We start from the raw sequence: 12,375 nt of genomic DNA, 5'->3' as shown, positions 1-12,375 counted from the left end.
GGTTGCGGCCAAGGGGAGCGATGGCTTTTTGTCCCTATAGATCCCGCGGAATAGGCCGCCGCCCGCAATAGCAAGGGCGCCCGCAGGCGCCCTTGTGATGATGGAGGCTGATTTACTGGCCTCCGTCAGGATTGAGGTCAGAGCGCCGGAGGGGGTGACTCCCCTGCCCCCCTGGCGGCCAGTGCTTCGTCTACCTGCTGATCCCGCGCCCCTGTCATGCCGGCGTGACGGGCGATCAGATGGTAGATGGCGGGCACCACCAGCAGGGTGACCAGGGTCGCCAGCGACAGTCCGAAGAAGACCACTGTCCCCACCGCCATCCGGCTCTCGTAACCCGCTCCCATGGAGAGCATCAGCGGCACCGCACCGATAATGGCGGTGAGCGAGGTCATCAGGATGGGGCGCAAGCGGCGCACCGAGCCTGCGATGATCGCCTCCTCGAATCCTTCCCCCCGCTGGCGCAGCTGGTTGATGAACTCGACGATGAGGATGCCGTTCTTGGTCACCATGCCGATCAGCATGATCATCCCGATCTGGCTGTAGATGCTCATCTCCTGCCCCGTCAGCCAGAGGCCAAGCAGGCCGCCGAAGATGCCGAGCGGCACCGTCATCATCACCACCGCCGGGGTCAGGGTACTCTCGAACTGGGCCACCAGCACCAGATAGACCACCAGCAGGGCGAGGCCAAAGACCAGCACCATCTCCCCCTGATTGTCGCGGTAATCCTTGGAATCACCGGCGTAATCCACCGTCATGCCGGTGGGCAGGTTGGCGTTGGCCCAGCCATCGAGGAAATCGAGGGCCTCACCCAGGGTGTGGTCGGGGTGCACATCGGCGGTCAGGGAGATCGCTTTTTGCCGCTGGTAGTGGTTGAGGCGGTTGGCAGTCGCCACCTGCTTGACGGTGGCCAGAGTCGAGAGACTGACCATCTCGCCATTAGCGGCCTTTAGATAGATTCGACCGAGATCCGAGATGCCGTTGAACTCGGTCTGGTTGCCGCGCAGGTAGACGTCATACTCCTCGCCCCTGTCCACATAGGTGGTCTTGCTCGCCCCGCCCAGCAGGGTCTGCAAGCTGTTGGCCACGGTGGAGACCGGAATGCCGAGCTGGCTGGCGCTGTCGCGATTGATGGTCACCTGCAGCTCGGGGGTCTTCTCGGCATAGTCGAGATCCGGGCTCAGCATCAGGCCGCTGCCCTGCGCTGCCTGTTGCAGCGCCAACCCTTGCTGGTAGAGCTCGGCATAGTCGTTACCCTGCAGCACGAACTGCACCGGTGCGGTAGAGCCCCCCCGGAAACCGGGCTGGAAGGTGCGGATCATCACATCGGGAATGCCGGAGAGCTTGGCACCCAGCGAGCGGGAGAACTCGGTGGCGGTGACATCGCGCTCCGCCCAGTCGGTGAGCTGGATGATCACCATACCGGTCTGATCGCCGCCACGGCCAAAGGCGGGGGTACTGAAGCTCAGCGCCTGCACCACCCCTTTGCCCAGCATCGGCATGATGGCGGACTCCACCTGCTGCATGTTGCGCTTCATCCGCTCGATGCTGGTCCCCTCTGCCCCCTTGACGAAGACATAGATGACGCCGCGATCCTCGGTCGGGGTAAGGCTGGTCGGCAGCTGGGCAAAGAGGGCCCCGATACCGCCCAGACAGAGCAGCAGCACCAGCGGCGTCCAGCGGGAGCGACGCAGCACACACGCCAGCAGGTGGCGATAGTGCCCCTCCAACCAGCCGAGCCCGCGATCGAGCCCGGCGGTCAGCCGGTTCGGTTTATCCAGCGGGCGCATCAGCCAGGAGCCCATGGCCGGGGTCAGGGTCAGCGCCACCAGCGAGGAGCAGAGCACCGCCAAGGAGAGCAATATCGCAAACTCGGTAAAGAGCCGCCCCACCATGCCATCCATAAAGGCGATGGGGACAAACACCATCACCAGCACGGCGGTGGTGGCGATGACCGCAAAGCCCACTTCGCGGGTGCCGTGCCAGGCGGCCAGCAGCGGCGGTTCACCCCGCTGCAGATGGTGGTGGATGTTCTCCACCACCACGATGGCATCATCCACTACCAGGCCGATGGCAAGAATAAGGGCCAGCAAGGTGATGAGGTTGATGGAAAAGCCGAAATACCAGGCGCCGATAAAGGCTGATATCAGCGATACCGGCACCGTAATGGCAGGAATGAGCGTGGTGCGTCCCTGCCCGAGGAACAGATAGAGCACCGCCACCACCAGCACGGCGCAGATGGCCAGGGTCTCGTACACCTCGTCGATGGCCTGCTTGATAAAGATGGTGGAGTCGTAATCCACCTCGAGCTTGGCCCCCTCCGGCAGGAAGCGCTGCATCTCGCCGAGTTTCTTCTCGATCCCCTGTGCCACTGCCAGCGGGTTGGCGGTGGACTGGGCGACGATGCCGATACCCAGACTCTCTTTGCCGTTGCGCTGATAGGCGCTGTCTTCGTTCTTGGCTCCCACCTCCACGTCGGCGATATCGGCCAGATAGACGCTCTGGCCGTTGGCGGCGGTGGTGACTTGCAGTTGCTGGAAATCTTCCGCTGTGTGGTAAAGACGGGCGATCTGCACCGCCATGGTCATGGAGTTGTTGCGGATCTCCCCCCCCGGCAGTTCGATGTTCTCGCGCTTGAGGGCATCTTCCACATCGCTCACCGTGATGCCTCGGGCCGCCATGTCGGCCGGGCGCAGCCGTACATACATCACCTGGGTGAGATCGCCGGAGAGCGCCACTTCGCTCACCCCGTCCACCAAGCTCAGGGGGTCGACCAGCACGCGATTGGCGTAGTCGGTCATGGCAGTGCGATCCATCTGGCTGCTGCTGAAGTTGAGCCAGATCGCCACATCGCCGTTGCCGCTGTCCTTGGTCACCAGCGGTTCGTCCACATCATCGGGCAGCCGTGGCCGAGCGCGGGAGAGGGCATCGCGCACATCGGAGATCCCCTCCACCATGTTCCAGCCGAGCTTGAACTCGACGGTGATCATCGAGCGCCCCTTGCGGGTCATGGAGTTGATGTTCTTGATGCCGCTGATGCCGGAGAGCTGATCCTCGATGGGCTTGGTGACCTGACTCTCCATCACCGAGGGGGCCGCCCCCTCATAGGTGGTGGTGATGGAGACCGACGGGATCTGCACGTCCGGCATCTCCCGCACCGTCAATTTACTGAAGGCGACCAGACCAAACACGGTCAGCAGGGCGCTGAGCACCACCGCCACCAGCGGGCGGCGAACTGAGATATCGGAGAGCCACATCAGCCGTTCACCTCGGCCAGATCACGCACCTGCACCCCATCACGCAGATTGACCAGCCCCTCGACCACGATGCGATCGCCGACCTTCAGCCCCTCGGTGACCCAGACGGTCTCCCCTTCGGTCTCGCCTAGCACTACAGGCACCCGCTTGACCCGGCCATCGGCCTCGAGACGGTAAACAAAGCGCTGCTCACCGGCGTACTCCACCGACTGGGCGGGGATCAGGGTAAGCTGCTGGGCGGGCAGTGCCAGCTCCACATTGAGCAGCATGCCCGGGCGCAACTGGCCGTTGCCATTGGGGATCATCACCCGCGCCTTGATGTTCTGGGTATCGTTGGAGACGCGGCTGTCGAGAGTGGTGAGAGTGCCGTTGAATTGCTGATCCGGCCAGGCAGTGCTGGTGGCGGTAACCGCCATGCCCGGGCGCAGCAGGGAGAGATAACGCTCCGGCACCGCCAGATCGAGGCGCAATTTGTCGAGTTCGTCCAGATGCAGCAGGGTGTCGCCGCTGTTGACCAGCGCCCCTTCGCTGAGATCAATCAGGCTCACGGTACCGGCAAAGGGCGCCTGCAGGGTACGCAGGGAGAGCTCGTAGCGGGCGGCATCGAGGCGTGCCTGCACCTGGGCCACGGTGGCCTCCTGCCCCTCCAGCTCGGATTGGGTCACGGCGCCACGGGCCACCAGCTTGCGCATATCCCCCAGCTTGCGGTTCTCGTCGCGCAGACTGGCGCTCTGCTCGGCCAGCTCCGCCTGCTGCTTGCCCGCATCGAGCGCGATCAGGGTCTCCCCCTTCGCCACGCTCTGACCAGATTGCACCGCAATCTTGACGATGCGGCCGGTCACTTCGGGGCTGATGATGACGGAACGATTGGCCGCCAGCTTGCCCACCAGCTTGAGGGTCGGCTCGGCCAGACTCTGTTTGACGGTTTGAGTGCGGATATTGACCTGTCTGGTCGGTGCTTTGGCGGCGGGTTCGCTGTGACGCAGCGCCCAGACGCCGGCAACCACGATTAGAAGAAGGCCCAAGCCGAGCCAGATACGCATTTTCATCGAACAGTCCATGAAGAGTGAGAGGGTAAATCCAGATTGGGGCCATTTTAGCCCCAGACTATGCCGTGACTATGTATAAATGTGACAAAACGTAACAAGAGCGGGATAAGCTCACTCTGTTTCAGGTCGCGCCGTTTGTTTTCACGCCACATCGCATACACTAACGACAATTTCCTTCGCAACCCGACTGACTGCCTATGCCCAAAATGTCTGACCACCGCTTTCTCACACGCCTGACCTGGCTCCTGTTTGCCGTGGTCATCCTGCTGATTGGTCTGACCTTGCGGCAAAGCCTGAAACAGATAGAACGCCTCTACCAGAGCGATACCCTCAACAGCGCCATCTACCTGCGGGATCGGTTCAAACAGACCGAAGTGTTTCTGGAGGCGATGCGCGGTCAGGCCGAAGAGCGACTGCGCAGCGACCCCCAGTCGGTGCTCACCCGCCAGCTCTATGGCCATATCGAGGCGCTGCCAGAGGGGCTGGCCCTCGACAAGCTCCCCGGGGATTTACCGGCCGGACTGGCGGGCAACCTCACCGGTGACGGTCCGCTGCCGCCCCCCGGCAGTGCGCGGGAGGCGCAACTTCATTTGGCCCTGAGCCTCTCTCCCTTGCTGTCCACCACAAGCCAGCGCCTGGGCAGCGAGATCGCCTGGGCCTACTTCACCGGCGTGGACAATTTTATCTACCTCTATCCCTGGATCCCCTCCAGCCAGTTTCGCTTTGCCCGCAGCATCTATGACAAGCACTACTGGCAGGATGCGCTGATGTCACCCAACCCCAGCCGGGACACCATTCTCTCCCGCCCCTACGAAGATTTTGCCGGACTGGGCACCATGGTCACCATGTCCCAACCTCTCTACAAGGACGGCTCGCTGGTAGGAATGATCAGCATGGACATCCTGCTCTCACGCTTGCAATCGCAGCTCAACCAGCTGGCGCCGGCGCTGGGTGAGTATCTGCTGCTCAATCAGTACCATCAGGTGCTGGCCAGCAGCGCACACCAGCCCGTGGTGCCGCAAGACCCCGAGCCGACCGACGAATACCAGTGGCAGCAAGGGGCATTGCAGCTAACCATGGCAATTCCCGATACCCCGCTGCGACTGGTGCACAACGTCACCCTGCTGCCGCTGGTGTGGGCCATGCTCTGCCAGTCCACGCCGACCCTGCTCGCCATTCTCTTCATGCTGCTGGCCGCCCTCTCCAACCTGAGATCCCATCGCCTCAACCAGCGGCTCAATTACCTCTCCTGCCACGATGCCCTCACCGGTGCCTTCAACCGCCACTATCTGGTGCTGCTGGAGCAGGCGGGCGATCTGGCCCGGCTGCAAGCGGGGATCCTGATGTTCGATGCGGATCACTTCAAACGGGTCAATGACAACTTCGGCCATGCCGTCGGCGATATCGTGCTGATCCGGCTGGTGCAGCTCTGCCAGCAGCAGATTAGGCCCACTGATCGCCTGATCCGCTGGGGGGCGAAGAGTTTCTGCTGCTGATTGGCCGCAGTAACGCCGCACAGATCGGCGAACTGGCGGAGAGGCTGAGAAAGGCGGTGGCAGATCACGACTGGGCCGCCATCGAACCCGGGCTGGAAGTCACCATCAGCCTCGGCTATCTGCCCCATCAGGAGAACCTTCCCCTGCACGAAGCGGTGCGCCGCGCCGATGTGGCGCTCTATCAGGCCAAGGCCAACGGTCGCAACCGCAGCGAAAGATGGCAGGGTGACGCCTCCTGACTCTCGGAGTAAGCTGAGCCCTCAACCCCTTTTTTGGAGGACTGTCGTGCCACGTAAACCCCGCGTAGGGCTCGCTCTCGGAAGCGGCGCCGCCAGAGGATGGGCCCATATCGGCGTCATCCGCGCCCTTGAACGTCTCGGCATCAAACCGGATTTGATCGCTGGCTGCTCCATCGGCAGCTTTGTCGGTGCTGCCTATGCCGCCGGAGAACTGGATCGGCTGGAAACCTGGGTGCGCGGCTTTACCCGCCTGCAGGTGGTCAGCCTGCTCGACCCGGCCCTCTCCGGCGGGCTGTTTCGCGGCGAAAAGGTATTTGGCCTTGCCGCCAGCCATCTGGGGGATCCCGACCTCGAGAACCTGCCCATCCCCTTCGCCTGCATCGCCACCGAACTCGATACCGGCCGCGAGATCTGGCTGCAACAGGGCCCGCTGCGCCAGTCGGTGCGCGCCTCCTGCGGCATGCCGGGGATCCTCACCCCGACCCGGATCAACGACCGCTGGCTGGTCGATGGCGCCGTGGTCAATCCGGTGCCCATCTCGCTGGCCCGCGCCATGGGGGCCGAGGTGGTGATTGCGGTCAACCTCAACACCGATATGCACCAACCCTGGACCGATGAGCCGGATCAACCCGGCAGCGGCGGCCTGCTCAGCCAGTGGCTCAATCGCGGTGAGTCTGCGCCAGCCACCCCGGGTCTGTGGAGCGTGATGAGTGGCTCCATCAACATCATGCAGGAGCGAATCACCCGCGCCCGGATGGCAGGTGATCCGCCGGAGATCCAGCTCTGCCCGCGCCTTGGCAGCTTCTCCATCATGGATTTTCATCGCGCCAGCGATGCCATCAACGAGGGGGAAGCCTGCGTCGAGCGCAATCTCGATCAGCTCAAAGATGAACTGGGCCGCCTCGGGCTGCTGGGCAGTTAGTTGTCGACATGCTGTGGTTTACACATGAAAAAAGCGCCATTCGGCGCTTTTTTTTCAACTTACTTACCCGGTCACTCCTTACGGTAGAAGAGCAACCCAAGCAGAATCACCCCCACAGAGACCAGCAGATAGAGTCCCAGACTGGGATTGGTGATACCGCCATACAGAATGATGAGCGCACCCAGGGTGGCGCAGGTCGGGATCACAAACCGCTTTATCCAGCCCAACTCGGTAAAGGTGCGCATGTACCAGACATAGAGGAACAGATAGAGGCCATAAATCAGCACGATCGGCATCTCGTCCAGGGCGATGTAACGACCGAATGTCTCGTTGATGCTGCAGTACCACAGCACTGAGTAGATCACCGACAACAATGCTGCCGCGAGGGCCGAGTTGATTGGCATGTGGTGATGCGGTTCGATACGGCTCATCCACTTGGGGGCTGGCCCCTGATTGCGGATCGCCAGCGAGTAGGGAATACGCATGGTCGCCAACACCAGACCATTGAGGGTGCCGAGGCAGGAGATAATCACGAACACGGTCAAAATGGTCGAGGCAGTCCCGCCAAACAGGCTGGTTGTCGCGAGATTAACCGCGTTATCCCCTTGCGCCACTATCTCGTCCGTCGGCAAGACGCTGGCGATCCCCAGAAAATAGGTGACATAGACCACAAAGACTATCAGGGTGCCAATCACCAGTGCTCTGGGCAGATTCTTCTTGGAATCGCGAATTTCGCTGTTGATGGTCACGGCGGCGATCCACCCCTCATAAGCGAAGGCGGTGGCAACCACGGCCGTGGCCAGCGTGCCTCCGGTGCTTCCTATCCCATCCATTGCCTGCACAAAGTTGGTCACGGTGACACCATTGAGCAAACCTGAAATGGTGCCCACAATCGCAACCAGGATCAGCGGGATCAACTTGATCAGGGTAGAACCCACTTGCAGCTTGCCCGCCAGGACCGGGGTATAGAAGTTGATCAGATAGGTGACCGTCATATAGACAGCCGCCAGTATCCAGGTCGCACCAGAGTTGGTCGGATTATCACTACCAAGCAAGATCATGGTGTACAGAGCGGCGACCCAGGCAAGGATGGCGGAAAGAGGGGCGTAATAGAGTACGCCTTTGAACCACCCCACCAGGTAACCAAACATTTTGCCGTATGCCGCTTCGGCATAATCGACGATACCGTTGGACTTTTCGATCCGCTGGGCAAACTCGGCAAACACCAGCGCGCCGAAGATCATCGAAAATGCTCCCAGCGCCCATGCCAGCAGCGCAATGGCCAGATTACCGCCAGTCAGACGCAGTACATCATCGGCCTTGAAGAAGACTCCGGAGCCGATCACCACGCCGACCACCATCGCAATGGCAGTCATCAGGCCATAGCGTTTATCCAACTCATTACTGCTCATACCCATACTCCATACGATTGCTCATATCATCCTGAATGTAATAGTGTTCAGGTGGCCAGATACCACCAGGGGCCCACTTTTCGGGGCCGCTTATTCTCGTTGGCCTGCATGGATAATTCAAAGCGTGTTAGATCAAAATATCGATCGGCGACCCAAAAAAAATACCGCCCGAAGGCGGCATTTCTATTCACATCGATGATCACGCCTTGGCGAGGTCATCCGGGCCAATCTGGCCAATTTCGGCGACTTTCTTGTCTGCCAGCAGCCAGAGGGTGAACTTGTGCAGATCCGGGTGGTGCGCCAGGGCAACCAGGAAGGCGCCCCCAACTTCACGGTAACCCAGCTCGTAGTTTTTCAGCGTGGTGGGAGGAACACCCAGCAAATCTGCAAACTTCGGACGGCTCAAACCGACCGCTTCACGGATCTGACGGATCTTCTTGCCAACAGTGACGATATTTGAATTCATAATGTTCCATACTCCGTTTGGCGGATTTACTCCGCCTTTTATTTTTCGCGACGACTCGTAGTCAAGTGTATCAGTTTTGTTCGGACTCGTTATGGTCGAGCCTCTATCTTATGAGCGCCTTTCGGCGACAACCCTTGCCTTCAAGGGGGGATGGTAATCGCTCAGCCGCCTCAGGTAAACAGTCTCGAAAAGAAACCTTTATTGTGGCCCCCCCAATAACTCGTATAATCCGCCGGATACCCATTAAGAGGAATAAGTATGGCGTTTCCCGGCATTATCTCTCGCCTGCACCCCGTATCCAGCACAGAAGAACTGGCACAACAGCGCCTGCAAGGTGAACAATATCGTGCCGAAGCATTCTGGCTTCCGGCCTTGATGTCCAGCCACGCCAGCGAGCTGCTGGCCGCCCTGCCGGAGAGCTGCAGCCTGTTTCTTGAACAGGCATGCCCGGACCTGGCCCTGCGCAGCCACGACGGCACCCTGCATAACAATGAGCAGCTCATCACGGTAAATGGTCAGGCGATTGCTCTGGCAACCACCCCGGGTGATGGTGGTCTGGTGCCCGAATCGGGCATGTGCGAGATGGCCGACTGGCTGGAGGCGGGACATCGCCACTTCATCTGTTCAGCTGCAGTTCAGCCTGTGGCTCGCGCCATCCTCAACATCTGGCCCCTTGACCCCTATCTGGCCCGACATTTCTTGATGACATTTACCCCCCTGCTGCAGAGCGCAACCCAGGCAGATTACCTCGCGGTCTTTGCCGCCAGAGCGAATCCTGCCAGCCCGCATAGCGACTGGGTTCAGGCTTATATGAAGCTGGAGAAGAAACTGCACAGGGCCTATCTGGATCACTAATTAATCAAAATAAACAGCCAGTTAAGGGCACGACACAATTTGCCACAAGGCTCATTTGTGAGCTTGATCATGTTTTAAAATCGGCATAGAGTGCGCCTCGTCATCGGAATGACATCAGTTGCCTGGCAGTGGTTTCTCACGCATTGCGTGCCATGCCAGCGCACTCGACACACCAGGAGAGTGTGCAACCCGGTTATACCGGGTCATCTGCCAGACTCGACGCCAGCCGTACGGCGGAGCCTGCAGCTTACATAAATTACAAAGTGTGAAGCACGTGAATAACGTGCGATCTCAACGAGGATTTTTTTATGATGAAAATGGCTCCTTCCATGATCGCCATCGCCATGGCTGCTCTGGGTGCTACCGCTGCTCACGCCGCTGACGACATCTACTTCGGTGCCGGTGTCGGTGCTACTCACTTCAACGGCCTGAACAAGCTGGAAAGCACCAATGTAGGCCAGGAAGACGCGGCTGCTGCCAACGCCTTCATGGGTTACAACTTCACCGAAAACTTCGGTACTGAACTGGGCTACCAGTACACCGGTCGTGGCAACACCGACGGCAACCGTTACGAGAGCCAGGGTGCCACCCTGTCCGGTATCGCCCGTATGCCGGTTGGCAACGACTTCTCCCTGTTCGCTGAAGGCGGCGCCTACTGGGGTCACACCGATGGTCTGGGTACCAGCGACACTAAAGTTTCCCCGCTGGCCGGTGCTGGTGTGACTTACAAGGTAAATGACGCGCTGGATCTGCAAGCTCGCTACCGCTACATGTGGGACGTGGCTGACCTGCACGCCAACGGTGAGCGTTACAAAGCCAACCAGAGCATCGCTACTCTGGAAGCGGTATACCACCCGTTCCGTACTTCCTACGTAGCTCCGGTAGCTGCTCCGGTAGTTGAAGAAGCGCCGGCTCCTGCTCCGCAAGTGGTAGAGAAGAACTTCGCCCTGAACTCAGACGTACTGTTTGCCTTCGGCAAAGACACCCTGAAGCCGGAAGGCGTTGCAGCCCTGAACGGTCTGTATCAGCAAATCGTTGAGTTCCAGCCGAAAGATGGCAACGCTGTTGTTGTTGGTTACACCGACCGTATCGGTTCCGACGCTTACAACCAGAAGCTGTCTGAAGCCCGTGCCCGTACCGTTGCCAACTTCCTGGTGAGCAAAGGTATGGCTGCCAGCAAAGTTGCCATCGAAGGTCGTGGCGAAGCCAACCCGGTTACCGGCACCAAGTGCAACGGCGTAACTGCTAAAGCTCAACTGATCTCCTGCCTGGCTCCGGATCGTCGCGTAGAAGTTCGCGTATCTGGCGTACAAGAAGTTCAGCAATAATCTGACCTCGTTCAGATAGTGCGAAAAAAAGGGATGCTGCGGCATCCCTTTTTGTTTGCATGGCTCTCGATTGAATCCCTAACTCCCGCCTCCCTGCCCTTGCCTGCCCCGTCTCGAAAGCATAAAGTAGTTGCGCCTGTAAGGTATTGGATAAGCACTAAAAAGCGCTTCTTGTCCGGTCTGTTGTCCATGACGCCAATGCATCATGAGAGTCCAAAGCCTTCGCTATCCACTTTGCTGGCGATTTTTCGCAGCAATAAAAACAAGTGCATTGCCCGACATGGGCTAACACAACGAGGATAAACCGATGAAACTCAAAATGGCTCCTACCCTGATTGCACTGGCGCTCGCCGCCGCAGGCACCACAGCTCAGGCTGCCGATGACTGGTACACCGGTGTTGGTGCAGGTTGGGCATATGCCCACGGTCTGGATGATTTTGGCAAAGACACTGACAAAGACGCCACTGCGCTGAGCCTGTTCGGCGGTTACAACTTCAACGACTACTACGCAGCGGAACTGGGCTACCTCTACGCCGGTAAAGCGGGCGTGGACGGTGCCGATTTCAAAACCCAGGGTGCCACCCTCTCCGGTATCGCCCGCCTGCCGCTGGGCGACATCTTCTCGGTGTTTGCTGAAGGTGGTGCCTACTTCAACCACGTCAACGGCAATGGCAACAGCGACAACGGCACTGCGCCGCTGGCGGGTCTGGGTCTGACTGCCAAGCTCTCCGACCTTATCGATGTGCAAGCACGCTACCGCTATCTGTGGAATCTGGGTGACGAGCAGAAAACCTGGGAGAGCGACATGAGCGTCGCGACCCTGGAGCTGGTGATGCACCCGAATCGCACCTCTTATGTTGCCCCGGTTGCCGCCCCTGCGCCTGAGCCGGTTCCCGAGCCGGTACTGGTCGACAAGAACTTTGCCCTGAGCTCTGACGTGCTGTTTGCCTTTGGCAAATCCACCCTCAAGCCAGAAGGTGTCGCAGCGCTGAACACCCTGTATCAGCAGATCGTTGATGTTCAGCCGAAAGATGGCAGCGCCGTGGTCGTCGGTTACACCGACCGTATCGGTTCTGATGCCTACAACCTGAAACTATCCGAAGCGCGTGCCCGTACCGTAGCCGACTTCCTGGTTGGCAAAGGTCTGCCGGCTGGCAAAGTTGCCATCGAAGGTCGCGGTGAAGCCAATCCGGTCACCGGTACCCAGTGCAACAGCGTCAAGGGCAAGGCTCAGCTGATCTCCTGCCTGGCACCGGATCGCCGTGTAGAAGTACGCGTCACCGGCGTGCAGCAAGTACAACAGTAATCCTGCAGTCCGACATAGCAAGGAGGCCACCTGGCCTCCTTTTTCTTG

Annotated in this window: 8 protein-coding genes and 1 pseudogene; 5 read left to right on the top strand and 4 right to left on the bottom strand. The window is 59.8% G+C overall.

Features of this window, described 5'->3' with window-relative positions; all coding sequences use genetic code 11:
- Positions 1-137: 137 nt before the first annotated feature.
- On the bottom strand, positions 138-3,254 hold the full coding sequence (locus tag OKB77_RS02045; RefSeq protein WP_270816851.1) for an efflux RND transporter permease subunit: 3,117 nt from the start codon (positions 3,252-3,254) through the stop codon (positions 138-140).
- Positions 3,254-4,303 (bottom strand): efflux RND transporter periplasmic adaptor subunit, encoded by a 1,050-nt coding sequence (locus OKB77_RS02040; RefSeq protein WP_040065810.1) that lies wholly within the window; start codon positions 4,301-4,303, stop codon positions 3,254-3,256. Before OKB77_RS02040 ends, OKB77_RS02045 begins: the two co-directional genes overlap by 1 nt.
- 197 nt (positions 4,304-4,500) lie before the next feature.
- Here OKB77_RS02040 and OKB77_RS02035 point away from each other — a divergent pair.
- Both OKB77_RS02035 and OKB77_RS02030 read left to right on the top strand, forming a co-directional pair.
- Positions 4,501-6,038 (top strand): annotated as a pseudogene (locus OKB77_RS02035) (sensor domain-containing diguanylate cyclase).
- Between the two features lie 46 nt (positions 6,039-6,084).
- Positions 6,085-6,960 carry a patatin-like phospholipase family protein gene (locus OKB77_RS02030; RefSeq protein WP_005338362.1) on the top strand — a complete coding sequence of 292 codons (876 nt, stop codon included), beginning with the start codon at positions 6,085-6,087 and terminating at the stop codon, positions 6,958-6,960.
- A 71-nt stretch (positions 6,961-7,031) separates the two neighbouring features.
- On the opposite strand, the gene OKB77_RS02025 is transcribed toward OKB77_RS02030, so the two are convergent.
- Complete coding sequence (locus tag OKB77_RS02025; RefSeq protein WP_005338365.1) at positions 7,032-8,372, bottom strand: APC family permease; 1,341 nt, start codon at positions 8,370-8,372, stop codon at positions 7,032-7,034.
- Positions 8,373-8,571: 199 nt separating this feature from the next.
- On the bottom strand, positions 8,572-8,838 hold the full coding sequence (locus OKB77_RS02020; protein ID WP_005338367.1) for a helix-turn-helix domain-containing protein: 267 nt from the start codon (positions 8,836-8,838) through the stop codon (positions 8,572-8,574).
- 258 nt (positions 8,839-9,096) lie between these two features.
- On the opposite strand from OKB77_RS02020, the gene OKB77_RS02015 reads away from it, so the two are divergent.
- The 3 genes from OKB77_RS02015 to ompA (OKB77_RS02005) all read left to right on the top strand — a co-directional run bounded on the left by OKB77_RS02015 (position 9,097) and on the right by ompA (OKB77_RS02005) (position 12,327).
- A complete protein-coding gene (locus tag OKB77_RS02015; protein WP_139432703.1) occupies positions 9,097-9,693 on the top strand; it encodes a hypothetical protein in 597 nt (198 codons plus the stop codon).
- 308 nt (positions 9,694-10,001) lie between these two features.
- Positions 10,002-11,021, top strand: coding sequence for a porin OmpA (gene ompA / locus OKB77_RS02010; RefSeq protein ID WP_013723997.1), 1,020 nt, complete (start codon positions 10,002-10,004; stop codon positions 11,019-11,021).
- A gap of 307 nt (positions 11,022-11,328) precedes the next feature.
- Positions 11,329-12,327, top strand: a complete 999-nt coding sequence (ompA, locus tag OKB77_RS02005) for a porin OmpA (protein ID WP_005358919.1) — start codon at positions 11,329-11,331, stop codon at positions 12,325-12,327.
- Positions 12,328-12,375 lie beyond the last annotated feature (48 nt).

Source organism: Aeromonas sp. Y318-3 (assembly GCF_027706185.1).
Taxonomy (GTDB): Bacteria; Pseudomonadota; Gammaproteobacteria; order Enterobacterales; family Aeromonadaceae; genus Aeromonas; species Aeromonas veronii.
The sequence above is the reverse complement of the archived record's forward strand: the minus strand, read 5'-3'. Positions and strand labels throughout refer to the sequence as shown.